Origin of the sequence: Lutimonas vermicola, assembly GCF_038433205.1 — a bacterium.
GTDB lineage: Bacteria > Bacteroidota > Bacteroidia > Flavobacteriales > Flavobacteriaceae > Lutimonas > Lutimonas vermicola.
Genome location: NZ_JBCDNA010000001.1, coordinates 763474 through 789504 on the forward strand (window position 1 = coordinate 763474; position 26031 = coordinate 789504).

General features: G+C 38.1%; 28 protein-coding genes. 12 read left to right on the top strand and 16 right to left on the bottom strand.

All coding sequences use genetic code 11. The features are described 5' to 3' along the window. Position 1: 1 nt before the first annotated feature. Positions 2-823, bottom strand: a complete 822-nt coding sequence (gene ppk2 / locus AABB81_RS03455; RefSeq protein WP_342158654.1) for a polyphosphate kinase 2 — start codon at positions 821-823, stop codon at positions 2-4. Between the two features lie 28 nt (positions 824-851). Further along, complete coding sequence (locus AABB81_RS03460) at positions 852-3050, bottom strand: RecQ family ATP-dependent DNA helicase (RefSeq protein ID WP_342158655.1); 2199 nt, start codon at positions 3048-3050, stop codon at positions 852-854. A gap of 153 nt (positions 3051-3203) precedes the next feature. Here AABB81_RS03460 and AABB81_RS03465 point away from each other — a divergent pair, with 153 nt between their 5' ends. From AABB81_RS03465 to lptB, 4 genes are all read left to right on the top strand, one after another. After that, positions 3204-4166: a KpsF/GutQ family sugar-phosphate isomerase gene (locus AABB81_RS03465; protein WP_425287333.1), complete on the top strand. Its 963-nt coding sequence runs from the start codon at positions 3204-3206 to the stop codon at positions 4164-4166. Between the two features lie 56 nt (positions 4167-4222). Then, entirely contained in the window at positions 4223-5050 is an 828-nt protein-coding gene (tatC, locus tag AABB81_RS03470; protein ID WP_342158659.1) for a twin-arginine translocase subunit TatC, read from the top strand. 204 nt (positions 5051-5254) lie between these two features. After that, positions 5255-5575 carry a YdeI/OmpD-associated family protein gene (locus tag AABB81_RS03475; protein ID WP_342158661.1) on the top strand — a complete coding sequence of 107 codons (321 nt, stop codon included), beginning with the start codon at positions 5255-5257 and terminating at the stop codon, positions 5573-5575. Then, the gene (gene lptB, locus AABB81_RS03480; RefSeq protein WP_342158662.1) at positions 5572-6318 is read left to right on the top strand and encodes an LPS export ABC transporter ATP-binding protein; all 747 of its coding nucleotides are present in this window, start codon (positions 5572-5574) and stop codon (positions 6316-6318) included. The genes AABB81_RS03475 and lptB overlap by 4 nt, the downstream gene beginning before the upstream one ends. Before the next feature lie 87 nt (positions 6319-6405). On the opposite strand, the gene AABB81_RS03485 is transcribed toward lptB, so the two are convergent. The 3 genes from AABB81_RS03485 to AABB81_RS03495 form a co-directional block, all read right to left on the bottom strand. Further along, positions 6406-6711, bottom strand: a complete 306-nt coding sequence (locus AABB81_RS03485) for a hypothetical protein (protein ID WP_342158663.1) — start codon at positions 6709-6711, stop codon at positions 6406-6408. A 183-nt stretch (positions 6712-6894) separates the two neighbouring features. Beyond that, positions 6895-7833, bottom strand: a complete 939-nt coding sequence (locus AABB81_RS03490; RefSeq protein ID WP_342158664.1) for a PorP/SprF family type IX secretion system membrane protein — start codon at positions 7831-7833, stop codon at positions 6895-6897. A gap of 6 nt (positions 7834-7839) precedes the next feature. Beyond that, on the bottom strand, positions 7840-11031 hold the full coding sequence (locus AABB81_RS03495) for a T9SS type B sorting domain-containing protein (protein WP_342158665.1): 3192 nt from the start codon (positions 11029-11031) through the stop codon (positions 7840-7842). A gap of 314 nt (positions 11032-11345) precedes the next feature. On the opposite strand from AABB81_RS03495, the gene AABB81_RS03500 reads away from it, so the two are divergent. Continuing rightward, positions 11346-11897, top strand: coding sequence for a lipid-binding SYLF domain-containing protein (locus AABB81_RS03500; RefSeq protein ID WP_342158666.1), 552 nt, complete (start codon positions 11346-11348; stop codon positions 11895-11897). Positions 11898-11948: 51 nt separating this feature from the next. Here the strand turns inward: AABB81_RS03500 and AABB81_RS03505 are convergent, their stop codons facing one another. Then, on the bottom strand, positions 11949-12701 hold the full coding sequence (locus tag AABB81_RS03505) for a CDP-alcohol phosphatidyltransferase family protein (protein WP_342158667.1): 753 nt from the start codon (positions 12699-12701) through the stop codon (positions 11949-11951). Between the two features lie 144 nt (positions 12702-12845). Between AABB81_RS03505 and AABB81_RS03510 the strand changes: the two genes are divergently transcribed. Beyond that, complete coding sequence (locus AABB81_RS03510; protein WP_342158668.1) at positions 12846-14702, top strand: DNA topoisomerase IV subunit B; 1857 nt, start codon at positions 12846-12848, stop codon at positions 14700-14702. Positions 14703-14727: 25 nt separating this feature from the next. Next, complete coding sequence (locus AABB81_RS03515; protein WP_342158669.1) at positions 14728-17364, top strand: DNA gyrase/topoisomerase IV subunit A; 2637 nt, start codon at positions 14728-14730, stop codon at positions 17362-17364. Here AABB81_RS03515 and AABB81_RS03520 read toward each other — a convergent pair. After that, positions 17361-17939, bottom strand: coding sequence for a non-canonical purine NTP diphosphatase (locus AABB81_RS03520; protein WP_342158670.1), 579 nt, complete (start codon positions 17937-17939; stop codon positions 17361-17363). The two genes, AABB81_RS03515 and AABB81_RS03520, sit on opposite strands and share 4 nt — an antisense overlap. Before the next feature lie 67 nt (positions 17940-18006). Between AABB81_RS03520 and AABB81_RS03525 the strand changes: the two genes are divergently transcribed. The 3 genes from AABB81_RS03525 to AABB81_RS03535 all read left to right on the top strand — a co-directional run bounded on the left by AABB81_RS03525 (position 18007) and on the right by AABB81_RS03535 (position 18821). After that, positions 18007-18267 (top strand): DUF3604 domain-containing protein, encoded by a 261-nt coding sequence (locus tag AABB81_RS03525; protein WP_342159644.1) that lies wholly within the window; start codon positions 18007-18009, stop codon positions 18265-18267. Beyond that, positions 18240-18383: a hypothetical protein gene (locus tag AABB81_RS03530; RefSeq protein WP_342158671.1), complete on the top strand. Its 144-nt coding sequence runs from the start codon at positions 18240-18242 to the stop codon at positions 18381-18383. Before AABB81_RS03525 ends, AABB81_RS03530 begins: the two co-directional genes overlap by 28 nt. A gap of 75 nt (positions 18384-18458) precedes the next feature. After that, the gene (locus AABB81_RS03535; RefSeq protein ID WP_342158672.1) at positions 18459-18821 is read left to right on the top strand and encodes a hypothetical protein; all 363 of its coding nucleotides are present in this window, start codon (positions 18459-18461) and stop codon (positions 18819-18821) included. 55 nt (positions 18822-18876) lie between these two features. Here the strand turns inward: AABB81_RS03535 and AABB81_RS03540 are convergent, their stop codons facing one another. From AABB81_RS03540 to rlmH, 4 genes are all read right to left on the bottom strand, one after another. After that, complete coding sequence (locus AABB81_RS03540) at positions 18877-19335, bottom strand: hypothetical protein (protein ID WP_342158673.1); 459 nt, start codon at positions 19333-19335, stop codon at positions 18877-18879. 15 nt (positions 19336-19350) lie between these two features. After that, positions 19351-20166, bottom strand: a complete 816-nt coding sequence (locus AABB81_RS03545) for a class I SAM-dependent methyltransferase (protein ID WP_342158674.1) — start codon at positions 20164-20166, stop codon at positions 19351-19353. Positions 20167-20246: 80 nt separating this feature from the next. Continuing rightward, a complete protein-coding gene (locus AABB81_RS03550) occupies positions 20247-21131 on the bottom strand; it encodes a DUF808 domain-containing protein (RefSeq protein WP_342158675.1) in 885 nt (294 codons plus the stop codon). 40 nt (positions 21132-21171) lie between these two features. Next, positions 21172-21645: a 23S rRNA (pseudouridine(1915)-N(3))-methyltransferase RlmH gene (gene rlmH, locus AABB81_RS03555; protein ID WP_342158676.1), complete on the bottom strand. Its 474-nt coding sequence runs from the start codon at positions 21643-21645 to the stop codon at positions 21172-21174. 59 nt (positions 21646-21704) lie between these two features. Between rlmH and nadC the strand changes: the two genes are divergently transcribed. Next, positions 21705-22562: a carboxylating nicotinate-nucleotide diphosphorylase gene (gene nadC, locus AABB81_RS03560; RefSeq protein WP_342158677.1), complete on the top strand. Its 858-nt coding sequence runs from the start codon at positions 21705-21707 to the stop codon at positions 22560-22562. Between the two features lie 8 nt (positions 22563-22570). Here the strand turns inward: nadC and AABB81_RS03565 are convergent, their stop codons facing one another. The 4 genes from AABB81_RS03565 to AABB81_RS03580 form a co-directional block, all read right to left on the bottom strand. Next, the gene (locus AABB81_RS03565) at positions 22571-23410 is read right to left on the bottom strand and encodes a sulfurtransferase (protein ID WP_342158678.1); all 840 of its coding nucleotides are present in this window, start codon (positions 23408-23410) and stop codon (positions 22571-22573) included. A gap of 21 nt (positions 23411-23431) precedes the next feature. Then, on the bottom strand, positions 23432-24082 hold the full coding sequence (locus tag AABB81_RS03570) for a protein-L-isoaspartate(D-aspartate) O-methyltransferase (protein WP_425287321.1): 651 nt from the start codon (positions 24080-24082) through the stop codon (positions 23432-23434). A 152-nt stretch (positions 24083-24234) separates the two neighbouring features. After that, a complete protein-coding gene (locus tag AABB81_RS03575) occupies positions 24235-24555 on the bottom strand; it encodes a CCC motif membrane protein (protein WP_342158680.1) in 321 nt (106 codons plus the stop codon). Position 24556: 1 nt separating this feature from the next. Continuing rightward, positions 24557-24814 (bottom strand): DUF2752 domain-containing protein, encoded by a 258-nt coding sequence (locus AABB81_RS03580; protein ID WP_342159649.1) that lies wholly within the window; start codon positions 24812-24814, stop codon positions 24557-24559. Between the two features lie 91 nt (positions 24815-24905). Here AABB81_RS03580 and AABB81_RS03585 point away from each other — a divergent pair, with 91 nt between their 5' ends. Then, the gene (locus AABB81_RS03585) at positions 24906-25445 is read left to right on the top strand and encodes a Smr/MutS family protein (protein ID WP_342158681.1); all 540 of its coding nucleotides are present in this window, start codon (positions 24906-24908) and stop codon (positions 25443-25445) included. Positions 25446-25450: 5 nt separating this feature from the next. Here AABB81_RS03585 and AABB81_RS03590 read toward each other — a convergent pair whose 3' ends face one another. Next, on the bottom strand, positions 25451-25969 hold the full coding sequence (locus AABB81_RS03590; RefSeq protein WP_342158683.1) for a hypothetical protein: 519 nt from the start codon (positions 25967-25969) through the stop codon (positions 25451-25453). Positions 25970-26031: the final 62 nt, after the last annotated feature.

The following is a 26031-nucleotide window of genomic DNA, read 5'->3' on the forward strand; positions in this document are numbered from 1 at the left end:
TCTAATACTTTTGAGGGACGATTGTCTGATTGGCGAATGGAGTTCTTATATACCCTTTGTCATCCTTTCGCGGAGGCAACACGATTTCTTCCCTTTCGACCTGCTTATAATCTATCTTGCTTAACAGATGGCTTATGCAATTTAGCCTGGCACTTTTTTTATTGTCGGCGGGTACCACATACCAGGGTGACTGTTTCGTGTCGGTATATTTAAACATCTCGTCCTTTGCCTTGCTGTACTCCAACCAATGTTCCCTTGACTTTAGGTCCATTGGGCTGAGTTTCCAGCCTTTCATCGGATCATTGATTCTCGATTTAAACCGCCTTTCCTGTTCTTCATCGGAAACTGAAAACCAATATTTAATCAATATGATTCCCGACCTGATCAACATTCTTTCAAATTCAGGACACGAACGCATAAACTCATTGTATTCAGTTTGATTACAGAATCCCATCACATGTTCTACTCCGGCGCGGTTGTACCAACTGCGGTCAAAGAGGATCATTTCACCGGCACTGGGCAAATGAGGCACATAACGTTGGAAATACCATTGGCTTTTTTCTTTGCTTGACGGTGTTCCCAGCGCTACTATCTTGCATACTCTTGGGTTAAGGCTTTGAGAAATCCTCTTAATGACACCCCCTTTTCCCGCGGCATCCCTTCCTTCGAAGATCACAACGACTTTCAAGCCCTGATGCTGTATCCAGTCTTGGAGCTTGACGAGTTCAATTTGAAGGTTTTGCAGTTCTTTCTCGTAAAATTTAGTACTTAACTTTTGGCTTTTCTTGTTATTGTTTTTTGAATTACCCGATTCGTCGATCATAAATAAAACTCTTCTTCTTTACATTTGATTAATTTGCTACTTCACTTATAAATTTGATCCTCATTAACCGTAATTCCTCATCGTCATAGTCTCCGTCAAATTCGTCAAGAGCCAATTGAATCTTGTCACTATCGGCCTCCATAAAATACTCTAATATTTCCTCTTGCTGATCCTCATCAAGTAACTCGTCAATACAATAATCAATATTAATTTTTGTTCCTGAATAAATGATTTGTTCCATCACTTTCACTAATTCAGGCATTTCCAGGCCTTTTGAATGAGCGATATCGGCAAGCGGTAATTTTTTATCGGTATTTTGAATGATATACAATTTTAAACCGGAATTGACCCCTGTACTTTTGACGATAAGATCATCGGGCCTAACGATGTCATGCTCCTTGACATAGTTGGCAATCAAATTAACAAATTCCTTTCCGAATTTCTTGGCCTTGCCATCACCTACCCCATGGACATTAGCCAGTTCTTTAAGATCTACAGGATATTTAAGGGTCATATCCTCCAAAGAGGGATCCTGAAAAACCACAAATGGCGGTACACCAAGCTTTTTTGCAACGCTCTTTCTCAGATCCTTTAACAGACCCATTAATTCTTCATCAACTGTTGATCCGGCTCCCTTTTGAATCGATACTATGTTCGCATCATTCTCTTCACTATACACGTGATCTTCAGTCATTAAAAAAGAATGCGGTTCCTTGATAAATTGTTTTCCTTTCTCAGAAAGCTTTAACACACCATATTGCTCAATTTCTTTTTTAAGCAATCCGGCAACAATCACCTGTCTGATCAAAGCCATCCAATGTTTCTCATCCTTATTTTTACCAACTCCAAATATCTTCTGCTGATGCGTTTTATGAGAAATCAGGAGGGCATTCTCCTTTCCTATAAGTGTATTGATAATCTCTTTGGACCTGTATTCCTCTTTTGTGTTTTTGACCACCTCGAGAAGCATCTTTACTTCGTCCATGGCCTCGGTTCTTTTTTTGGGGTTTCTTACATTATCGTCCATGTCGGCACCTTCACCATTCACCTCGTCAAATTCTTCTCCAAAATAATGCAGAAGAAATTTTCTTCTCGACATTGAAGTTTCGGCATAGGCCACGACTTCCTGCAGCAATGCATTTCCGATCTCCTGTTCGGCCACGGGTTTTCCGGATAAGAACTTCTCCAGCTTTTCTATGTCTTTGTAAGAATAATAAGCAAGGCAATAGCCTACACCTCCATCTCTTCCGGCTCTTCCGGTTTCCTGATAATAACTTTCCAGACTTTTAGGGATATCGTGATGAATCACAAATCTTACATCGGGCTTATCGATTCCCATACCGAATGCAATGGTGGCTACAACCACGTCAATATCTTCCATCAAAAACATATCCTGATGCCTTGCCCTGGTTTTGGCATCGAGGCCAGCATGATAGGGCACCGCTTTAATACCATTTACCTGAAGGATCTGGGCAATCTCTTCCACCTTTTTCCTGCTCAGGCAATAAATGATACCCGATTCTCCCTTATAATTATTGATAAACCTGATAATGTCCTTTTCGACTTCTGAGGTCTTGGGCCTTACTTCGTAAAACAAATTTGGCCTGTTAAATGAGGCTTTAAATGTTTTGGCATCACTGATTCCTAAATTTTTAAGTATATCCTCCTGAACCTTCTGGGTTGCCGTTGCGGTAAGACCAACGATCGGAAAATTGCCGATCTTGTGGATGATATTCCTTAAGTTACGGTATTCCGGTCTAAAATCATGCCCCCATTCAGAAATACAATGAGCCTCGTCAATAGCGAAAAAAGAAATTTTTTGTTTCTTTAAAAATTCAATGTTTTCTTCTTTGGTCAAGGATTCCGGAGCTACGTATAGCAATTTGGTGATTCCATTTTCTATATCACTTTTTACTCTGGCCACTTCGCCTTTGTTTAAAGACGAATTCAAAACATGGGCGATGCCGTAATCGGAAGATATCCCGCGTATGGCATCCACTTGATTCTTCATCAGGGCAATCAACGGGGACACTACAATAGCCGTACCATCTAAAATAAGCGCAGGCAATTGATAAATTAATGATTTTCCACCCCCGGTAGGCATGACAACAAAGGTGTTGTTTCCTTCAATAAGACTTTCAATCGCATCTTCCTGTAAACCTTTAAACTTACTGAATCCAAAATATTTCTTCAAATATTCCCGTAAGTTAATTTTTGTTACTTTCATCCTCTTATTAATCTATTTTTGAATATTTTTGCAACTTTAGCGCTAAAATTATTGAGGGGGAATTTTATGAAGGTAATTTAACAAATGTTTCCTTAAATTCAATCATACCATAAATATAATATATTATTTTTAAAAAATAAATACAAACACTTGATTAAGAATAAAAACATATTGCAAACAGCTAAAGAAACAATTCTTATTGAAGCTGAAGCAATAAAATCGCTGGCCGACCTCGTCAATGACGACTTTGAAAAAGCAGTGATGTGCATCTATAAATCTGAAGGCCGCGTGATTGTTACCGGTATCGGCAAAAGTGCCAATATAGCCTCTAAAATTGTGGCTACCATGAATTCGACGGGAACCCCTGCCGTATTCATGCATGCTGCAGATGCCATTCACGGGGACCTTGGAAATATTCAAAAAAATGATGTGGTTATCTGTATCTCCAAAAGCGGAAATACTCCGGAGATTAAAGTTTTATTGCCGCTGATAAAGAATTACGGAAACAAGATCATTGCCATTACAGGTAATGAGCAGTCTTTTTTAGGCGAAAATGCCGACTTTACATTAAGTTCTTTTGTTGAAAAAGAAGCCTGTCCTAATAACCTGGCGCCAACAACCAGTACTACGGCTCAATTGGTTATTGGAGATGCGCTTGCCATATGTCTGCTGAATTTAAAGGACTTTTCAAGCAAGGATTTTGCCAAATATCATCCCGGAGGTACCCTGGGGCGTAAGCTGTATTTACGGGTAAAGGAACTTGCCGACAACAATGAGGTCCCAAAAGTAGAAAAAGGCGCTCCGGTGAAAGATGTCATCATTGAAATATCAAAAAAAAGATTGGGTACCACTGCAGTTGTTGAAAATGGATTGATTCTGGGAATCATAACAGATGGTGACATCAGGAGGATGCTGGAAAACACAGTGGATATTAGCAATTTGGAGGCTAAAGACATCATGAGCAGCAACCCGATAATCGTTGAATCGGATACCATGGCAGTACATGCACTTGATATTATGCAAAAGAATAACATTACACAGATTTTAGTCACAGAAAAAGGGAAGTATTCGGGTGTAGTGCATTTTCATGATTTATTAAAAGAGGGAATTATCTAATTCAAAAGGGATTCATGCAAAATTTAAAGGCTCCGGCCTATTCAAAAAACTAAGTTATGAGTGAGGAAACCGAGGAAATGTCTTTTTTAGGACACTTGGAAGTATTAAGATGGACTTTGGTAAGATCTTCTTTAGCCATCATTGCTTTTGGAATGGTAGCCTTTATGATGAAAGATTTTATTTTCAATTCCATTTTACTGGCTCCAAAAGACCCTCAGTTTTTTACCTACAGGTTTTTGTGTACTGTTTCTAAAAGTTTTGGCACCGAAGGATTCTGTATTGACGAAATTCCTTTTATTGTTCAAAGCAGGACAATGGCGGGTCAATTTTCGGCTCATATCTGGACCTCAATTGCTTTTGGTTTCGTCATGGCCTTTCCTTATATCATATGGGAAGTTTGGAAATTTATTAAACCCGCACTTTACGAAGCTGAAAAGAAAAGCGCTAAAAGTTTTATCATCATCACTTCATTTCTTTTCTTTTTGGGGATTTTATTTGGTTATTATGTAATCACCCCACTGTCTATCAATTTTCTTGGGAGTTACCGCGTGGCTGAGGAAGTGAAAAACAATTTTGACCTGAGTTCATATACAGGCTTGCTTAAAGCTTCCTGTTTGTCTTCAGGGTTTATTTTTGAGCTCCCTGTGATTATCTATTTTCTTACAAAAATGGGTCTTGTGACACCTGAATTTCTCAGGACCTACCGCAAATACGCCTTGGTGCTTGTATTGATACTGGCAGCCGTTATTACGCCTCCGGATATTATTAGCCAGGTTATTGTTGCTATTCCTATGATCATTCTATATGAAGTAAGTATAAAAATCTCTAAATTTATCATCGAGAAGCAAAAGAAAGAAGAAGAGAAATCCCTGGTGAAGAAATAATTGATGGATAACGATGATAGCATAAGATCCTATATTACCAGGCAAGAAAAATTTAATGACTTGCTTATAGAACTGAGAAAAATTATCAGGAAATATCCTTTTGAAGAAACGTTGAAATGGGGAATGCCGACTTATGTATAGCTTAAAGGCAAGGAACATCTTTTACACGATGCTCAGAAAGGGAAGACAAAAGCCATGAGATAAATGCGTTTTAAAGATATTAGCGATATTAACGAGTCTGTGATTGGTCAGTATGCACAGGAGACAAACGGATTAGTCCTTGAAATAAGTAAGCCTGTGAAAAAAGTGCTGTTGCCGGGTGAATTGTCAAACTATCTAAAAGAACATTCATCTGTAGCAGATTCATTTTTCAGACTATCGCCAGAAAGACAGAAGGAATACGCGGAATATATTTCCAGCGCAAAAAGAGAATATACAAAATTTGAAAGGCTTAAGAGAATAACCCCTTTGATCGTCAAAGGAACAGGGCCAAATGACAAATATAAACGGGAACAGAAACTATGATCTTACGAGCAGATAACATAATGAAAATGTACGGGAACAGAAAAGTGGTAAAAAACATTTCCCTGGAGGTAAAGCAAGGTGAGATCATCGGTTTACTGGGGCCAAATGGTGCAGGTAAAACAACCTCGTTTTATATGATTGTTGGCATGATCAAACCCAATGAAGGAAAAATTTACCTTGATGACAATGAGATTACCCATGACTCTATGTACAAAAGGGCTCAAAAAGGGATAGGCTACCTTGCACAGGAAGCCTCTGTATTCAGAAAACTCTCTGTGGAAGATAATATCCTGTCGGTATTACAATTTACTGATCTGAGTAAATCAGATCAAAAAGAAAAACTTGAATCACTGATCGCCGAATTCAGCCTCGGGCACGTTCGAAAAAACAGAGGGGATCTTTTATCAGGAGGTGAAAGACGGAGAACCGAAATCGCAAGGGCGCTGGCATCTGATCCTAAGTTTATTTTACTCGACGAACCCTTTGCAGGTGTTGATCCTATTGCTGTTGAAGATATACAAAGTATCGTGGCACATTTAAAAGACAGAAATATTGGCATTTTAATCACAGATCACGATGTACAGGCTACACTCACCATAACAGACAAAACATACCTCATGTTTGAAGGAGGTATCCTTAAAGAGGGAACCCCTAAAGAATTAGCTGATGATGAATTGGTCAGGAAAGTATATTTGGGAGAGAGTTTTGAACTGAAAGAGAGAAAGAAAAAACTCAATTTGTAAAAAAACCCTATTACCAGAAGGTAATAGGGCATACATACAAACAAATCTGAAAAATTTATTAAAAATTTTCCCAGATGACTTTAAGCTTTAATGTTCACCTGTTTCTATTCCTATGATTTTACCGCTCTCACTAATCAACAAATAATGGGACCAGGTTCCTTTTTCTACTTTAAATCTATACACATTGAGATCCTTAATTTTTACATAAGTTACTTCATTAGAAATTTTGTAATTCGAATAATCTTTCAATGATTCCTTCACCTTTTTCGGCGTTTTCTCTTTTGTTGTTTTGTAAACTTCCTTTTCTGTCTTTTTACCCTCCTGAGCGAAACTACCCTGCACGCTAAAGAGCGCAAAGACAAAAAGCATGATAATGATTTTAAAACTTTTCATGTTAATGGTTTCTTTTTAATGTTATACAATTAATTAATGGGGAGTTGATCATTTTTGTTTCACGGAAGATCATCCAAATGTTGAAAAACTCAATATAACGAACAACAATAAAAACAATATTATCTTTACCTTTTTCATAGCTCCAAAATTTATATTCCTTTAAACAATTTTCTTTTTCTAGCACTACCATCTGGGACTTCCTCTGCGCGATTCAAAATCATATCCCAGTGTCAACATATGAGTCCCTCCATGATTTAACTCATTTGCTTCATTAATATTGTATTGAAATGCATAACCAACGTAAAATTCTTTCTTTTTTAGCCCTAAAAGAGGCACAACTGCCAGAGGCTCAAAGCTTTGGTCATTTATAAAACGGGTACTAAACCCGGCCCAATAATACCCGTCATCGGTGTTTTTCTTGGCCTTGACGTTGATATCTGATGTCGATCTGCTATCACTTTCAAAATATTTAAAATACAATGAAGGTTCAATTTCCCAATCTCCCTGGCTTAATTCAAATGTATATCCTGTATAGATATAATAATTCCTCAATTTCACCGGTTCGGATTCGTCAAATGCCTTGGTGTTTTTATTCAAAATATTTGCTGCATTAAAACTAAAATAGAACCCTTCCAGTTTGTAAAGAACTGCGGCGTCAAAGTTCGAATTATGCGATGAAATATCTGCTCCAATGTTAGGATCGTCATTCGGATTGTCAAAATCTGAAACATCAATTTTAAACTGTGTAAATTTGTAAGACAGTCCAAATGAAATATACTGTGCATTGGCAGCATTGATCGTGAGGTGATGCGCGAACGACAATTGCCCGCCAATTTGCGACGTATTCCCATTTTTATCAAGATAAATCACCCCTCCTAATCCTGAACGTTCCAAAATATGGGCGTCATACGACAAGGTCTGCGTATTTGGTGCATCACTCAATCCTACCCATTGGAAAGCACTGGTCAATCTCAATCGGTTCATTTCACTGTCTCCAGCATAAGCCGGAGAAATCAAAAACGGATTCTCCACTAAATATTGAGTATAGGGGGTCAACTTAAACTCTTGAGCGTTGGTCCACCCTGTAACAAACAATATGATAACTATGATTATTTTTTTCATAATATATTATCTAACTAAGCTGAAATTCCCTTTAAATTCTCTGTTGTCTGAAGATTCATTCAAACGAACTATGTACCAATAATCCCCACTTGGAAGAGGTTTACTTTTATAACTTCCATCCCAGCTACTGGTATTACCATCATAACTTGCTATCAATCTTTGGTATCTGTCAAATATCTTCACAGTTATTTTCGGATAGGTCTCAATATTAATTGGATACCAGGTATCATTGATGCCATCTCCCTGCGGCGTGAAAAAGTCTGGTATTTCGATATCAAGGAATTCTAAAAAGACCGTTTTTTCCTGAATACATCCTCGTTGGTCTTTAACGTAAAATTTATAATCCCTTGATTCCCTGATTGTATTAAGGTCCAGGGTGTTATTGGCCCCAAAATCATCATCAGAGTCAATACTGTACTCATAATCAGGTCTGCCACCACTTGCAACGATCGCATATTCATTGACGTCGGTCTCCACGATATCAAATGTAATCGGGGTATATTCCTCTATAACAACTTCAACGGGTATATCGGTACAACCATATTCCTTATGCGTCACAGAAACCATGTGTTTTCCCTTGGAGACGTTCTCAAAAATCCCTGATTCCTGGGTAAGATTGCCATCCAAAGTATAGGTTACATCATTCTGATAGATTGGGTCAACAGATGCAGTGATTATATTACTGGCTCCCTCACATGTAAAATCTGTATCTGCTTTTAATTCCAAATAGATCAATTGCTCTATTTCTACTGATTTTTGCGAAATACAAGTATGGAAAGGGTTTTCTTTCTTAACCCATAGGTCATATGTGCCTTTTTCCAATCCTGTAAAACTCGGGTTTGCTTTAAAATTAGTTCCATCCAGACTAAAGGTTACATTATAGCCCTGGTTATTGGTAAGGTCAATATTAACCCTTCCATCTTTTTCACCAACGCAAATTACATCCTCCAGTGAGATCCTGTATTCTATCTCAGGGTCGAATCCTACGTCAACACTGGTAACTGAAGTACAGCCATTGGCATCTCTAACTGTTATATCATAGCTTCCTTCTGTTGCTACAAAAAATTCATTTTCAAGCTGATAATTTTGCCCTCCGTCAATGCTGTAATCATATGGTGGTGTTCCTCCTGCTCCTAAAGCTTCAAGGCCTCCGTTCATGATCTCTCCATTACAGGTCGTAATATTGTATAATTTGGTTGAAGTTGATGTCAGCAAGGTAGGTTCACTGATCGAAAAAGTCGAAACATCAAAACAACCGTCGGCGTTGGTTGACCTTACTTCGTAATTACCAATATCCAAATTGGTAAAAACATGTGAGTTATTGGTTTTAACAATAGAGTTTACCACACTTCCATTTTGAAAAATTTCAAAAGTATAGGATGGAGAATCTTCGTTAATCGTGATTTCAACATTGCCATTACTGTCTTTACACAATGCATCCGAAGGGGTAACTGTTACATCAAGACCCAAAACAGTAACTGTTCTTATGGTCTCTGTACACCCTGTTCTTCTTTGAGTGGCTGTGTACACACCTGCACCTGTCACCGTAACGTCCTTGGTATTGCTAATGACATTTCCGGCTTCATCGGTCCATATATAAGTATCATAACCTTCATCTCCGGTAAACGACAGGGTATTGTTACAGAAAAACAGTTCACTGTCAAATGAACACGAACTGGTGTCAACAAACAGATCCATGGATCCAACGTTACCAAGTCCACAACCATTGATACCATTCAATCCCGGTTGTCCGGAAACATTTTGTCCTGATGTTTCACCATCATAATAAGACGATATACTGTTTTCCAACAGGTTTGTACAGGCATCGGAATAATCAAAACATTCGTTTGAAGCCGTTACCTGATAGCGAATACTATGAGATGTTGAAAGTGATTTACGTTCAACAAGTGAATTATCCACGTTAAATCTCAATTCTCTTGAAGCCTGGTTAAATGTGTACGTCACTCCGGCCGGAAGAACTATAGAGCTTTCATCCAGGGTCACGTTTATGGGTAATGTATTTAGTATATACGTATTTTGGGCATTATCGGTTCCTATATTTTGAAAATCTATATTATACCAGACAGTTGATCCCAGTGGTACCGGTGATTGATGTGTAATGCGGTTATTAGATGTGTCTTCAACGCTCGTGATCACCTGAAGATTAGGTTCTATGATATTAATGGCAAAAGTGTTTAAAAAGGTATAAATCCAGTCATTCCCATCATTACTGCTTACTCTAACGGTAGCTCCTGTTTCACCATTTCCAATTAAAGAGTTTCCTGGATTCAAATCTGTTAAATTTAATAATTTCTGATCCCATCCAAGGTTGTTAGTACTATTCAAATTTCGGTTCATAACGTGCTCACCGTCCTTAGTAATTTTACTGTTAAAAAAATTATTAATATCGTTTTCATTATCATAAAGTGCTGTAAATCCAGCATTACCATCAGATTTAAAAAGAAGTTGGTCCCCATACCAACCTAAATCACCTTCAAGAGCAACAACGCCAACTCTTCCTTCTACAGGACCAGAAGGCGGTGTTGTAAAACCTGAATATGAAAAGTCTACAACATCATTTGGTGCATCAGTTACGGCAGAAAACCCGTCAAACGTAGAAATATATTTTCTTGATTCCGTCGGATCTTCATATACAATTACCAAAGACCAACCTGCTGATAGGTTATAGCCTTGTGTTGAACTTACGTTAGCAACAAAGTATTCTCCTGACGGATTATTCAAATTACTTAGAAGACTTGTTACATCCTTATAATATATTCGATCTATGGCTACATCGGCCTGCAAGTCTTGGTAATTTCCACCTGGGACTTTAAATTTGACCTCTGAAGGAGATGGTGTCGCAGGTGAAAAATATGCTCCCCAATATAATCCGGCATAAACCACCCTGTTACACGTGTTTGTCGAAAAGGAGGCACTACTTGAGTTAAAAGTTGAGGCATCATTGTCAATATCAATAAAGACCATATCAATAAAGTTGTTTTGAGTATCTCCGTTGTAGGGAGTATCAACCGACTCTCCTAAAATTGAATTACCAATAATAGTAAGGTCACCGTTGATCCCGGCTGTCTCATACCTTTTTACAAAGGGTACGGTGGTTTGGGCTAACCCGGTGAAAGCCGTCATACAAAAAGCAAGAAATAAAAGCCTTAGGAAGTTGGTTTGACTATCTGTTTTCATAACATTTATTTAATTAAACGATAACGTTGAAAAAAATAATGACAAAACAGGGAGAAGATTTATATCATTATAACATAACAAACAGAATAACACCAAAAAGTCCAATAAATTGTATGCAGGTCGCAGTTTTTTCAACTCTGGACATGTGATTGGAACTTTAGTAAGCGGTTTTTTTTATGATTCTATTGATTTACAGATCTTTTCATTAATCGATATGGAGAAGTCTTTAAAGCCTTAAAAAAATAATTCTCAGTTGGCTTTTCTTCTTTAAAATGGTTAAATTTGATTAGTAATAACCCCCTAACTTATAATTTATGAAAACATTAAGTATTAAAAAACTCCGGGCCATAGCCTTAACTTTAATGATAAGTGCATCTATGGGCCTAAATGCTCAGGTTGGAGGCTGGAAAGCTGACCTGATCGAGAATTCTGAAAAAGCTTTAGCGACTATGATAGAAAGAGCTCCAAAACTTCAATCCTTCAAAGATAAATCTTACGGCTATGCCGTGTTTCCAAAAGTGACCAAAGGAGCTGTTGGTATTGGCGGTGCCGGTGGGCAAGGAATCGTTTTTAAAAATCACGTTCCAACCGGGCATTCTACTTTAAGCCAGGCGACCATTGGTTTTCAACTAGGTGGACAGCAATATATGGAAGTCATATTTTTTGAAAATGAAGAAGCTTATAAAAAATTCACCAATAAGAAAGTGAAATTTGATGGTCAGGCTTCTGCAGTGGCGATCACAGCAGGTGCCTCCGTTGACGTGGCCTTTAAGGGCGGAATGGCTGTTTTCACTCAAACAAGAGGTGGACTGATGTATGAAGCGTCTATTGGCGGTCAGCATTTCTCATTTAAACCTAAGGAATAATTAAATATATATAACTATTTAAAAAATAAGGGTTTATATGTATATATTCCCTTATTTTTTTATCCTGTTCTCAATAACCGATAACAATACATAGAATAAAATTGTCAATGGAATGGCTACTGTTTGTAAAGTAAGTAACATGACAAGTGTACCTATTAGGAAAATGTATTTCGATTCATTTCCTTTAAACCCATAATTTTTAAATTTTAAGGAGAAAAGAGGGATTTCTGCATTCATCATATAACAGCCTGCTATTGTTATGGCCAGCAGGACATAAAAATTTTGTAGTAATTGGTGGAAAAATAATTGATCCGAATAATAAAGTATCAACGGAAGAGAAACTACAAACATTGAAAACGCAGGAGTTGGTAAGCCTATAAATGAATTTGACTGCCTTTCATCAATATTAAAATTAGCCAGGCGGTAAGCGGCTGCTAAAGTGATCAACAGTCCGGTAAAAGGAAGAAAGTAATAATAAGTGTCCTGATAGTCACGCCAATCTCCAACTTCACAGCTTAACTCCATAAACCACTGTCCCTTAGTAGCATATAGCATCAGTTGAAACATAACGATTCCTGGAACAACACCTGAGGTCACTACGTCTGCAAGTGAATCCAATTGTTTTCCCAGTTCACCCTCTACATTAAATTTTCTCGCGAAAAAGCCATCAAAAAAATCAAAAAAGATTCCCAAAAACACGAAAAGGGCAGCCAAAACGAGCTCATCAGTTGCCGCCATGATAACGGCTATCATACCTGAAAACAAATTCATCAGTGTAAACAGGTTTGGTATGTGCTTTTTCATTCTTTATCAGGTTTATGCCAAGTAAAAATAATAAATTAATGCACATAACAACTCTTAATTACTGTGTTAATAAAAATTTGAACTACTATTTCATTTTAATGGTGTAATTACTACTTTAGCACGGCTACATAATCCGAAATCTTAATGTCAGACCAAACTTCATATACAGAAGACAATATTCGTTCCCTAGACTGGAAGGAACATATCAGAATGCGTCCCGGTATGTATATTGGAAAATTGGGAGATGGATCCGCTCCGGATGACGGTATTTATATCCTTATCAAAGAAGTGCTTGATAATTCTATTGATGAATATGTCATGGGAGCCGGCAAAACCATTGAGATTTCTGTAAAAAATAATCAGGTTTCCGTCCGGGATTTTGGAAGGGGCATTCCTTTGGGAAAGGTCGTCGACGTTGTTTCAAAAATGAATACAGGAGGAAAATACGACTCAAAAGCTTTTAAGAAATCCGTTGGCCTGAACGGGGTTGGAACCAAGGCGGTTAATGCATTGTCTTCTTATTTTAAAGTTCAGTCTATACGCGACAATCTCACGAAGATCGCTGAATTTGAACAAGGAAACCTTGTGAATGAGTCGGCTCAGGAAGCCTCCAGTTTGAGAAAGGGAACCAAAGTTTCCTTTGTTCCCGACAGGGAGATATTTCCACATTACAAATTCAGGAATGAATATGTAGTGAAAATGATCAAAAACTATGTATACCTCAATACAGGACTTACCATCATGTTTAACGGAGAAAAATACCGCTCTGAGCATGGTTTAAAAGACCTGCTAAATGAAAACATCTCCGAAGAATCCAAACTCTTTCCCATCATCCATTTGATGGAAGATGATATTGAAATTGCGCTTACCTATAGTAAATCTCAATATAGCGAAGAATACCACTCCTTTGTAAACGGTCAACATACCACCCAGGGAGGGACACATCAAAACGCTTTCAGAGAAGCCATCGTGAAGACGATCCGAGAATTTTTCGGGAAAAATTTTGACGCTTCTGATATTCGGAAATCGATTGTATGTGCCATCAGTATCAAGGTAATGGAACCTATTTTCGAGAGTCAGACCAAAACAAAATTAGGATCTACCGAAATGGGAGGGGATTTGCCTACGGTAAGAACCTTTATCAATGATTTTGTTAAAAGACGCCTGGATAATTATCTGCACAGAAATCCTGAGACCGCAGAACGTATACAGAGAAAAATCGTACAGGCTGAAAAGGAACGCAAGGAACTCTCAGGTATTAGAAAAATTGCAAGGGAAAGGGCTAAAAAAGCGAGCCTTCACAATAAGAAATTACGGGATTGCCGCATTCATTTAAGCGATATGAAGAAAAATAATCGCCTGGAAAGCACCTTGTTTATTACCGAGGGAGATTCTGCGAGTGGTTCGATTACAAAATCCAGGAATGTCAATACCCAGGCTGTGTTTAGTTTAAAAGGAAAACCCTTGAATTCATATGGTCTAAGTAAAAAAATCGTTTATGAAAATGAAGAATTCAACTTGCTTCAGGCCGCGCTTGACATAGAAGATGGAATTGAAAACCTGCGTTACAACAATATTGTTATTGCCACTGATGCCGATGTTGACGGTATGCATATCAGGTTATTACTGATCACATTTTTCCTTCAATTTTTCCCTGAAGTGATCAAGGAAGGGCATTTATATATTTTAGACACACCCCTTTTCAGGGTGAGGGACAAAAAGGAAACGCATTATTGCTATTCTGACAAAGAAAAACAAAAGGCCATGAATCAATTGCGCGGCAAACCTGAAGTAACCCGATTCAAGGGACTTGGAGAAATATCACCCAACGAATTTGTTCATTTTATCGGCAAAGACATCCGGCTCGACCCCGTCATGCTCAATAAGGAAACTTCAATTGAAAAATTGCTTGAATTTTACATGGGAAAAAACACTCCTGAAAGACAAAAATTCATTATCAACAACCTCAAGGTCGAATTGGACCTGATCGAGGAGGTATAAATTAATATCGGTACAGTAAACATCAATGGCTGAATACGAAGAGTTAGACGAAAATAAAGATCAAAACGAAGATACCATCACGAAAATTGGTGGGATGTACGAAGACTGGTTTCTGGATTATGCCTCTTATGTTATTCTCGAAAGAGCGGTTCCCGGCATCAATGATGGCTTTAAACCCGTTCAGAGAAGGATTATGCAATCCATGAAAGATCTTGATGACGGGCGTTATAATAAAGTGGCCAATCTAGTGGGCCATACTATGCAGTACCATCCTCATGGTGATGCAAGTATCGCCGATGCCATGGTACAGCTCGGGCAAAAGGAGTTATTGATCGACATGCAGGGGAACTGGGGAAATATTTTAACCGGAGACCGAGCAGCCGCTTCCAGGTATATTGAAGCCAGGTTGTCAAAATTTGCCTCGGCGGTTGTATTCAACCCGAAAACCACCAAATGGCAGGCTTCCTATGATGGAAGGAGAAAAGAACCCATTGATTTACCGGTAAAATTCCCGCTGTTACTCGCCCAGGGTGCTGAAGGAATCGCAGTAGGCCTCTCTACAAAGATCCTTCCTCACAATTTTCTTGAATTGATTCAGGCCTCTATCAAAATTTTAAAAGGCCAGAGTTTTTCCATATTCCCTGATTTTTTAACAGGTGGAATTGCGGATATAACGAATTATAATGAAGGTAAAAGAGGTGGCAAAGTCAGGGTCAGGGCTAAAATATCCCAAAAGGATAAAAACTCTCTTGTTATCACGGAGATTCCTTATGGCACTACGACGTCATCGCTTATTGATTCTATTTTAAAGGCCAATGAAAAAGGAAAGATCAAGATCAAAAAAATAGAAGATAATACAGCCAAGGATGTAGAGATATTGATACACCTGCCCGGTGGTGTTTCTCCCGACAAAACCATTGATGCGCTATATGCTTTTACCAGTTGTGAGGTATCCATTTCTCCTATTTGCTGTATCATAGAAAACAATAAACCTGTTTTTATTGGCGTAAAAGAAGCACTCAGGCATTCAACAAATCATACCCAGGACCTGTTGACTCAGGAACTTGAGATCCAATTGGCTGAATTGGAAGAACAATGGCATTTCTCGTCTTTGGAACGAATTTTTATAGAGAACAGAATCTATCGAGATATAGAGGAAGAAGAAACCTGGCAAGGTGTTTTAGATGCTATTGATGAAGGTTTAAAGCCTCATGTCAAGCACCTTAAAAGAGCCGTAACTGAAGAAGATATTGTCAGGCTTACTGAAATCAGGATCAAAAAAATATCAAAATTCGATATAGACAAGGCAAAGCAGTTTATTGAAGGTTTGGAAGAAAAGATTGCCCTTGTAAAAAAGGATTTGGCGAATATCGTTGAATATACCATTGATTACTTCAAAGACCTGAAAGACAGATTCGGCAAGGGTAAAGAACGAAAAACGGATATCAGGATTTTTGAAGATATCGTTGCGACCAAGGTAGTGATGAGGAATTCAAAATTATATGTAAACCGGGCTGAAGGTTTTGTGGGAACCTCCTTGAAAAAGGATGAATTTGTTGCTGATTGTGCGGATATAGACGATGTTATCGTTTTTCGAAGTGACGGAAAAATGATGGTCACCAAGGTTGACAGTAAAACCTTTGTGGGAAAAAATATCATTCATGCAGCAGTCTTTAAGAAAAAAGACAAAAGAACCATATACAATATGCTCTACAAGGATGGTAAATCAGGCTTTACCTATATGAAAAGATTCGCTGTTACCGCCATTACCAGAGATAAGGAATACGACCTTACCGCAGGATCCAAGGGGTCTAAGGTGCTCTATTTTACAGCAAACCCAAATGGGGAGGCTGAGATCATTACGATCAATTTAAGGGCCGTAGGGCTTATTAAAAAGCTTAAATGGGATGTTGACCTTGCAGAATTGGCCATTAAAGGAAGGGCGAGTCGCGGAAATATCGTAACCAAATATCCAATCAAAAAGATCGAATTAAAAGAAAAAGGGGTTTCGACCTTAAAACCAAGAAAGATCTGGTTCGATGAGACGGTCCAAAGGCTCAACGTTGATGAGCGTGGTGACCTCATTGGAGAATTCACTGCCGATGACAGGCTGCTGATCATCAATCAAAAAGGTGAAGTAAAAACGATTATCCCCAACCTCAATACACATTTTGAAAGCGATATGATCGTGCTCGAAAAATGGAACCCGAATAAACCGATATCAGTTGTATATTTTGACGGGGAAAGAGAACGTTATTATGTCAAGCGTTTTATGATAGAGCATCCCGACCGGGAAGAGAAATTTATTTCTGAGCATGCAGGTTCAAAACTGATGATTGTCGGCATGGATTACCGTCCGATGGCTGAAGTGATTTATTCAAAAAGAAGCCTCGAAAATGAAATTATAAACTTTGAAGAATTTATTGCGGTAAAAGGGATTAAAGCTCTTGGAAATCAATTGACCACAGAGAAAATAAAAGATATTAATTTGCTGGACCCGCTTCCTTATGAAGAACCTGTTCTCGAAGAAGTTGAACTCGTGGAAGAAGAAATTATTGAGGCGCCTGAAAATTCAGCCGGGGACACTTCAGGATCGGAAAATGATGAAGACGATGATGATGGTGAAGATGATGATGATGATGGGCAAATCACCTTATTTTAGACTTGATTTTTAAGGAATTCAACTAATTTTTTAACCGCCAAACCCCTGTGAGAAATGAGCCCCTTTTCATGAAGGTCCATTTCTGCAAAAGTTTTATCAAATCCCCTGGGCCGAAAAACCGGATCGTAACCAAATCCCTTGTTTCCTGAGACGGATGTTTCGATAAATCCATCACATATTCCCTCAAAAAAAAATTGCCTGCCACCCAGATACAAGGAAATTACTGTTCTAAATCGAGCTTTCCTGTTTTGAATACCCTGCATGGCACCTAATAATTTTTGCACATTATCGTTAAAAGTGGCCTCCTCTCCTGCATATCTCGCCGAATAAACACCCGGAGCACCATTAAGGGCTTCCACTTCCAGCCCAGTATCATCGCCAAAACAATCATATCCGTATAAATTTTTAACATGATCTGTTTTGATTTTGGCATTTCCTTCTAAAGTGGCAGCTGTTTCTTCAATTTCTTCATGACACCCAATATCCTCCAAGGTTAAAATTTCTATGTCCTTGGGCAATAGATCCTGTACCTCATTTAATTTATGTTTGTTGTTTGTGGCAAAAACAAGTTTCATGATTTATAATTTCTGATTGTATCAAAAGTAAGCATAAATTCATTCTTTTCTTTACTCAATTTATCCTCTGGAAGCTCCTTTTGGACAACTTCATACTAAAACTCCTTATAAGTTTGGGTTAATAGGCAGTACCGATTCTCACACCTCACTTGCTACTGCTGATGAAGATAATTTCTTCGGGAAGGCCGCCAATGTCGAGCCCGGGAAAGACAGATGGAATCATCCTTTACTCTATGAAAAAATTATTAAAAGAACCTTTGCTGCATTTTATGCTTTTGGGATTTTTGATTTTCGCTCTCTATGGAATCTTTTTATCAAATTATATTGAGCCCGGACTATCGCAAGAATCCAAAAAAAGACGCCGAACAAATACTTTCTGAGTTTGCCATTGGCTCCATTGCCGCATTTTGGAAGAGACAAAGAATCATGGCTTTTTGGGCTTAAACTTAATTTATGCTTGTCAATATACCTGTATTTCCTTAATTTTATAAGTAAATTCAATCTTTCAACACAGGCCTTATGAAAAATTCCATCTATTTTTCTGTGATCATTGGGTTTACTTTTTTAATCATTCGCTTTATAGGCCTGTTTCTGGAACTTAGTTATAATGACTTGTTTTTATACATAGGATTGGGTGTTTTATTGCTTATTACCCTGCCCATTGTACTTTTGGATCGATACCGGTATCACAAACAGAAAGAGATGATTATTAGGTCCTTCCAACACAAAAAGATAAACCGAAAAGGAAAAGAAACAAAAGAAACTGAGCCACACGATTACCCTTCTTTCAGGAAGCAAAAATCCGGCTTAACCTGGGGAGGAGGAAATATCCATGGTTCAAGTGCCAAACGCAGATCTAAAAGAGGTTTCTTGAGGCATTGAAGAGCTCTCATCGCCTCGGAGGTGAGCACCTCACCTCTCATCGCCTCACTTGCGATCACCTCAGTTCTAAATTCAATTGTTTTCCCTCCTCTTTTGCCTTATTGTCCAGCTTGGTTCCATAAGCAATTCCTATTGCCATGCCCAGGGGTAAACCAAGCCCTATTAAAGAATGATTCCCGGAGCCTGATCCCAAAGCACCTCCCACTGCAACGCCCAGGGCTATTCCAATTCCTAAATATCTGTTTCTGTAATGATTTTTTGCCACGAGTTGCAACTCTTTCTCAACCAGTTTTAGAATGCTTAGTCTGGACTTTCTCAATTGAATGTTTAGTTCCTTTTCTGAAGCGGAGATTGAATTTATCTTATGAATATGATTATTGATTGTATCTATAATTGCATCCGGTAACTCTTTATTATTCAATTCCTTGATGAGCAAATCAAATTGAAGAAATTTTTTATGCAGTTTTTTGTTTTGAATGAGATCAGGTCGAGTAATTAATTCGTGAATATTCATTTCGGTTCCCTTAGTTTAACTATTTATTGATCTTGTGGCCTTTATCGCAAAAACCATCGGTATTTTGTTTTCCAAATTCTTTATCCTGTATTTATTGGGTTCATACTCAACAGTCTCCTTAAAACAATCATAAGGTGAATAATCATATTCATCAAATAAATCAATACTGAGGCCATTTTTAATAAGGCTGTTTATAATGTCACTCAGACTGTGATTCCACACGATGCATTCCTGGCTTATCTGAGCCTCTCTGTTGGCATAAGTTCCATCTTCAGTTTCAACAATGGCCCCAGAATTAAAATAATTATATTCGATTATTTCAAAATCATCGTCAAACATCCAGACTACCGGGTGAAATTCTACAAATACAAAATGACCCCTTGGCTTTAAAAACCGGGAAACAATTCTCGCCCATTTATCCAGATCAGGCAACCAACCGATAACTCCATAACTTGTATAAACAATATCAAACTGCTCCTCTAAATGGTTGGGCAAATCGAAAATATCACAACATATGAAACTTACATCAACTTCACATTTTTCTGCAAATTCTTTAGCCTTTCGGATAGCTTTATCCGATAAATCCACGCCTGTTACGATTGCACCTTCCCTGGCAAGCGAGATCGTATCTTGCCCGAAATGACATTGAAGATGTAAAATACGTTTATCCTTTATGTCTCCTAAAAGTCCAATTTCAATAGAATTCAACGACGATTTTCCTGATAGAAAACCATTCATATCATAAAATTCAGAACTTATATGAGCATCTACCCTATTGTTCCAGGACTGCCTGTTAATTTCTTTATAATTCTTTTCAGGTTGAGATTTCATTGACTATATGTATTCAAAATAAAAGGTCTTTTAAACTCCCAATATGTCTGTATTTTTCACAAAGTAACGCATTACAAAATCTATCCATCGACCACCATGGTCTTTATTTTTTTAAAGCCTTCCACTAAAATGAAGGCCACAAACCCTACAATTAAACCCATCAACAATTCAGCAATTATAGAAGGTAAGGCATGGAAAAAATCATGAATTTCTGGAATATTATGGACAAACATTCCTCCTCCTACAAGCAGCATGGCAATGGTTCCCACAACAGCCAGTAACTTTATCAATTTGGGAAGCGAATAAACCAAACCCTTACCCAAAATCACAAAGGAAGATTTTACAAATTGACTTTTACCCCTGGCTATTTGTATAAACCTCATGCCCATATCATCCATGCGCACCATCAAAGCCACAATTCCATAAACCCCGATTGTGGCAAATATTGCCACAATCGAAACCACCAAAATTTGCTCTAAAACAGGCTCACTTGTTACCGTTCCTAACGCGATCATGATGATCTCCAAAGACAAAATAAAATCAGTAATAATGGTAGATTTAATCTTATCCTTCTCAATAATTAACAAGGCCTCTTCGCTGACTACCTGAACCTTTTTCTTCTCCTTGTGCTTTTTATAAAAAAAAGTGTGTACGATTTTCTCAACACCCTCAAAACTCAAATAAACACCTCCAATCAATAAAATTGGCACAATCAGTTGCGGAGCGTAGGCACTGAGTAAAAAGGCAAAAGGCAAAATGATTAATTTATTCAGAAAGGAACCTTTTGTGATGGCCCATAACACAGGTAGCTCCCTTGAAGCCCTGAAACTGGAAGCTTTTTCGGCGCCTACTGCCAGATCATCCCCAAGAACACCTGCGGTTTTCCTGGTCGCAAATTTAGCCATCAAGGCTACATCATCCATCAAGGCCGCGATATCATCCAAGATTGCAAAAATTCCGGTCATTGAAGTTTTATTATATTTTTAATGCAATTTAAATATACTATTATTCGTGATGGTAGGGCTCATTTCTCAGAATAGTAAAAGCCCTGTAAATTTGCTCCACCACAAATAACCTGATCATCTGATGCGAAAAAGTCATTTTTGAAAAAGACAGTTTCCCCTGAGCCTTTTTATACACGGTCTCTGAGAAACCATAAGGACCACCGATGACCAGGACCAATTGCTTAACCCCGGCATTCATCTTTTTCTGCATAAACTTTGAAAAACCCATGGAGTCATAGCTTTCTCCTTTGTCATCCAGGAGTATCAACTGGTCTGAACCACTTATACTGCTTAGTATCAACTCTCCTTCACGATCTTTTTGTTCCGTTTCAGATAAGTTTTTAGCATTTTTAAGATCCGGGATAATTTCCAATTCAAATTTGATATAATGCTTTAAACGACTCTGGTATTTCTGTACCAAAAGCTGGAGGTTTTTGTCGTCTGTTTTACCAATGGCCAATAACTTGATTTTCATTAAAGTGATTGTTTCGGTAAATATAAAGACTTATTTTTGCAATGCTAAAATCTATTCCAATGATCAGTAAAATTCAAATGGCTAAAGAGCTGGAAGGTATTATAAAAAATGGAATTCGCGAAGATATTGGAGAAGGTGACCACAGTTCTCTTGCCTGCATCCCGAAAGATGCAAGGGGCAAGGCCAAACTTTTGGTAAAAGAGGAAGGCATCATTGCAGGAGTTGAATTTGCTAAAATGATCTTTAAGGAAATAGATCAAGACCTTGAGGTGGAAACTTTTCTTGTCGATGGTGACAAGGTTTATGTTGGGGATATTGTTTTCTTTGTTACCGGTAGCTCACAGTCAATTCTAAAAGCTGAAAGGCTTGTTTTAAATGCCATGCAGCGTATGAGTGCCATTGCCACAAAAACTAAAAAATTCGTCGATATTTTAAAGGGAACGAAAACTAAGGTACTGGATACGAGAAAAACAACTCCCGGGATTCGCGCCATTGAAAAATGGGCAGTTAAAATAGGCGGTGGTGTGAATCACAGGTTTGCTTTATACGATATGATCATGTTAAAGGATAACCATATCGATTTTGCGGGTGGAGTTGACAAAGCCATCAAAAAAACCAAGGACTACTTAAAAGAAAACAATTTAGATCTTAAGATTATCGTTGAAGCAAGAAGCCTCGATGAGATCAAACTCATTTTAAACCACCAGGGCATTCACAGGATACTTATTGACAATTTTAGTTATGAAGAGACTGAACAGGCAGTAAAATTGATTGCTGGGCAGTGTGAAACCGAATCATCAGGCAGTATCACTTTGAAAACTGCAAGAATATATGCCGAATGTGGCGTTGATTATATCTCTTCGGGTGCGCTTACACATTCTGTAAGTAATATGGACCTCAGCCTTAAGGCCATTTAAAGACAAAGTTACTTCTCGATTGGAAGTTCATGCATACTTCCCCATTCTGTCCAAGAACCATCGTAAACAGACAGATGTGTGTATCCGGAGAGTTCGGCCCCGAGAGCCAAAACACAGGCCGTAATTCCTGAGCCACAGGAAAATGTCAAATTTTTGTTTTCAGTCACCGTTGATACAAAAAGTCTTTTAAGCTCTTTGCCATCAAGCATCCTGCCATCCGTTAAAAGATCTGTATACGGAAGGCTTATTGACTTGGGAATATGTCCGCTGCGCAAACCTTCCCTGGGTTCCTCTACCATGCCTTTGTAACGATTCTCAGCTCGTGCATCAATCACCAGTTCGTTGTCGTCTTTAAGGGTTTGAAGCACATCTATATGGCTTTTGAAAAAACCCTCTTTGTACATCCCTTTAAAATCTCCCGTCTCATAAGCTTGATCACTCTTTGGTTCAAGGACCAAACCAGCCTCTTCCCAGGCTTTTAAACCACCATTGAGAACAGCCACATTATCGTGTCCCATGGATCGAAACATCCACCATGCCCTGGCACTTGAATAGATACCGTGTTCATCATATATCACGATGGCACTTTTTTTACATATACCCAGACCTCTTGCCTCCTGGTTAAAGGCCTCCTGACCGGGCCAGGTATTCGGATAAGGAGCTGAAGTATCACTAAAAACATTCTTAATATCAAAGAAACGAGCTCCGGGAATCCTTTCGTTTTGTTCCTTATTCACATCACCCGCTACTGCTTTGGGTAAAGTAGCATTTAATATCACTAAATTCTCGGCCTGAAGATGGCCGTTAAGCCATGATGCTTCAATTAAAGGTTTTTCGATCTTAATCATACTTTTGCACAAATGCTTTACTTATGAATTCTTTTCCTTCAACATAGGAACAAACCGAAAATCACCATATTCCAACTTCTCGAATTTCTGCTCCCCGGTTCTTGTAAAAACCGTCATCACCTGCACATTATCACCCACGGGAATAACCATCTTTCCTCCTATTTTTAACTGACCCAATAAAGCTTTAGGAACATAAGGTGCTCCGGCAGTAACAATAATACCATCAAAGGGAGCATGTTCCGGAAGTCCTGCATAACCGTCGCCATGCACCAGTTTTTTAGGAACATATCCTACCTTAGGCAGGAATTTTTTTGCCTTGGTATACAATTCCTTTTGCCTTTCTATACTGTATACCTCTGCTTTTAATTCGATCAAAACCGCTGTTTGATATCCGGACCCTGTTCCAATTTCAAGAATTTTATCGCCTGATTCCACTTCTAACAATTCTGTTTGAAATGCTACTGTATAAGGTTGTGAAATGGTTTGGTCGGCACCAATTGGAAATGGTTTGTCCTGATAAGCAAAATCTATAAATCCCGAATCCATAAATAAATGCCTGGGCACTTTTGACAAGGCATTGAGGACCATTTTATCTTTGATCCCCTTTTTTCGAATTGTTTCAACCAACTGGTTTCGCAATCCCTTATGCCTGTTCGAATCATTTATAATCATAGCGTAAAAATAGATAAATATTTGACTTAAAGAAATTGACTTTCATGTTTTTTTAAGAAAACTTTCAAAATATATTTTAGTTTTATTAACTACTCTATTTCAAGTTTTTAGATTATATTATATCATTAATTACTATAACTATTATTTCCCAATCAATACTCCCCTGTCATGTTGTTAAACTCCTCAAACAAAATCTGGTATTCACCCGTTGAAAAAATATAAATATGCCAGATCATCGAAATAACCCCGATGACAATTCCAATTATAGAAGTAGTTTTTCCTGTTTTAGCATTATTGATCCCATCAAATATTTCGGGATCATCCTCGTGAATACTGATGGCTTTGTTAGCATTAACAAGTCCAATAATCCCGAGGATAACCCCAATCACACCCCAGCAACAGCAAGCTGTTATGATTGAACTGATCCCCAATATCAGGGCACTTTGAGAATAGGGTAATTTTTCTTTATACATATTAGATTAATTTAAGAATATAGTTTACAACTATGATGACAATGTTTAAAATGAACAGCCATTTTAGAATACTATGCCCTTTTGAAAAATTAAATCTCAGGTGAAGACCTAAAAAAATCATCATTAAGAACAAAGTATAAATAGCCGGATATAATAAAAACGCATGTTGAAAATCGCCTTTTAACACAAGTACAACGGATCTTTGAAAACCGCAGCCAAGACATTCCATTCCCATCTCCTTCCATTGACAGGAAAGCATATGATCTTCAAGAAATGAAATAAAACCCACCTTTTATTAAGAATTTGAACGGCGAACCAAAATTACAACAATTCCCTATATATTTGTGTCTATGAAATTAAAAAACCGTTTTAATATAGGAGATCAGGTGAGTGTCATTAACGATACAATGACAGGAAATATCGTTGGTATAGATCAGGATACCATTGAGATTGAATGTACAGATGGGTTTTTATACACGTTCAATGCTGCTGAACTCATATTGAGAAAAGAATGGGTCCCCATTATCAAACATGACATGAAGGATGAGGTAAAGGAGTCTAAAAGCAGCCCGAAGAAAAGTTTTAGATCAAGAAAGGGAACCGTGGTTAAGGAAGTTGATTTACACATTCACGAACTTGTTGATTATGAGAAAGGCATGAGCAATTACGATAAATTGTCCTTGCAACTGAGAACTGCCCAAGATGAATTGGAAAGAGCGATTTCAAAAAACCATCAAAAGATTATTTTTATACATGGACGCGGAGAAGGTGTCTTAAAAACTGAGCTTAGGGGGCTACTGGCGAAATATCCGGTTATATTTCATGACGCCTCATATACTGAATACGGACAGGGCGCAACGGAAGTACTAATCTTTCAAAATAAAATATAAACAGGCTAAGATGCCGGGCCGGTTTGGACCGTCCCGAATAAAAAAGTCTCATCAAGTTTGAGTTCCTGATCATCTACAACGAGCACTACATCGATAAGCACGATATAATGCTGCCAACCCGTGATATTCAATCCTTCAGCATCATATACCGGTTGATTTTCAACCACTATGCTTCCTGAAGTGCCCCTCCAGTCTTTAACGACCTCAGGGGTAACCGGAGGCACGGCAGCACAGAAATAATCATCCGTGACCTGTTCACTAAAAAGTCTATAGGTAACCGTAAAATCGCCCGTTTCTGTTACTCTGACCGGAGCCACTATATCCTCGTCTTTTCTGATTTGCTGATTTGTTAAAGTAACGATAAGCGCCTCTCGCTGTTCACCTGTACTCAGGCGGTACAAAGTATATTGTGTGGTTCCGCATATATTGACCTCATCTTCAAATTCAAAACTTGAAATATCCAGGTCACCATCATTACACGAAAATCCTGCAACTAACGCAAAAAACAAAATTACCTTCTTCATCTCACTTAGATCAAATAACTCATTAAACTTCCTGACACATAGAGCCACAAAAGTAAAGGTTT

What these genes read in the sequence shown, in the direction of transcription:
- AABB81_RS03530 (WP_342158671.1), top strand. Translation starts at nt 18,240, where the DNA reads ATGGAATCTTTTTATCAAATTATATTGAGCCCGGACTATCGCAAGAAT.
- AABB81_RS03590 (WP_342158683.1), bottom strand. Translation starts at nt 25,969, where the DNA reads ATGAAGAAGGTAATTTTGTTTTTTGCGTTAGTTGCAGGATTTTCGTGT.
- AABB81_RS03500 (WP_342158666.1), top strand. Translation starts at nt 11,346, where the DNA reads ATGAAAACATTAAGTATTAAAAAACTCCGGGCCATAGCCTTAACTTTA.
- AABB81_RS03565 (WP_342158678.1), bottom strand. Translation starts at nt 23,410, where the DNA reads ATGATTAAGATCGAAAAACCTTTAATTGAAGCATCATGGCTTAACGGC.
- lptB (WP_342158662.1), top strand. Translation starts at nt 5,572, where the DNA reads ATGATCTTACGAGCAGATAACATAATGAAAATGTACGGGAACAGAAAA.
- AABB81_RS03575 (WP_342158680.1), bottom strand. Translation starts at nt 24,555, where the DNA reads ATGTATAAAGAAAAATTACCCTATTCTCAAAGTGCCCTGATATTGGGG.
- AABB81_RS03585 (WP_342158681.1), top strand. Translation starts at nt 24,906, where the DNA reads ATGAAATTAAAAAACCGTTTTAATATAGGAGATCAGGTGAGTGTCATT.
- AABB81_RS03570 (WP_425287321.1), bottom strand. Translation starts at nt 24,082, where the DNA reads ATGATTATAAATGATTCGAACAGGCATAAGGGATTGCGAAACCAGTTG.
- AABB81_RS03545 (WP_342158674.1), bottom strand. Translation starts at nt 20,166, where the DNA reads ATGAAATCTCAACCTGAAAAGAATTATAAAGAAATTAACAGGCAGTCC.
- AABB81_RS03510 (WP_342158668.1), top strand. Translation starts at nt 12,846, where the DNA reads ATGTCAGACCAAACTTCATATACAGAAGACAATATTCGTTCCCTAGAC.
- tatC (WP_342158659.1), top strand. Translation starts at nt 4,223, where the DNA reads ATGAGTGAGGAAACCGAGGAAATGTCTTTTTTAGGACACTTGGAAGTA.
- AABB81_RS03505 (WP_342158667.1), bottom strand. Translation starts at nt 12,701, where the DNA reads ATGAAAAAGCACATACCAAACCTGTTTACACTGATGAATTTGTTTTCA.
- AABB81_RS03490 (WP_342158664.1), bottom strand. Translation starts at nt 7,833, where the DNA reads ATGAAAAAAATAATCATAGTTATCATATTGTTTGTTACAGGGTGGACC.
- AABB81_RS03580 (WP_342159649.1), bottom strand. Translation starts at nt 24,814, where the DNA reads ATGCTTTCCTGTCAATGGAAGGAGATGGGAATGGAATGTCTTGGCTGC.
- AABB81_RS03475 (WP_342158661.1), top strand. Translation starts at nt 5,255, where the DNA reads ATGCGTTTTAAAGATATTAGCGATATTAACGAGTCTGTGATTGGTCAG.
- AABB81_RS03515 (WP_342158669.1), top strand. Translation starts at nt 14,728, where the DNA reads ATGGCTGAATACGAAGAGTTAGACGAAAATAAAGATCAAAACGAAGAT.
- AABB81_RS03535 (WP_342158672.1), top strand. Translation starts at nt 18,459, where the DNA reads ATGAAAAATTCCATCTATTTTTCTGTGATCATTGGGTTTACTTTTTTA.
- nadC (WP_342158677.1), top strand. Translation starts at nt 21,705, where the DNA reads ATGATCAGTAAAATTCAAATGGCTAAAGAGCTGGAAGGTATTATAAAA.
- AABB81_RS03485 (WP_342158663.1), bottom strand. Translation starts at nt 6,711, where the DNA reads ATGAAAAGTTTTAAAATCATTATCATGCTTTTTGTCTTTGCGCTCTTT.
- AABB81_RS03550 (WP_342158675.1), bottom strand. Translation starts at nt 21,131, where the DNA reads ATGACCGGAATTTTTGCAATCTTGGATGATATCGCGGCCTTGATGGAT.
- rlmH (WP_342158676.1), bottom strand. Translation starts at nt 21,645, where the DNA reads ATGAAAATCAAGTTATTGGCCATTGGTAAAACAGACGACAAAAACCTC.
- AABB81_RS03520 (WP_342158670.1), bottom strand. Translation starts at nt 17,939, where the DNA reads ATGAAACTTGTTTTTGCCACAAACAACAAACATAAATTAAATGAGGTA.
- ppk2 (WP_342158654.1), bottom strand. Translation starts at nt 823, where the DNA reads ATGATCGACGAATCGGGTAATTCAAAAAACAATAACAAGAAAAGCCAA.
- AABB81_RS03495 (WP_342158665.1), bottom strand. Translation starts at nt 11,031, where the DNA reads ATGAAAACAGATAGTCAAACCAACTTCCTAAGGCTTTTATTTCTTGCT.
- AABB81_RS03540 (WP_342158673.1), bottom strand. Translation starts at nt 19,335, where the DNA reads ATGAATATTCACGAATTAATTACTCGACCTGATCTCATTCAAAACAAA.
- AABB81_RS03460 (WP_342158655.1), bottom strand. Translation starts at nt 3,050, where the DNA reads ATGAAAGTAACAAAAATTAACTTACGGGAATATTTGAAGAAATATTTT.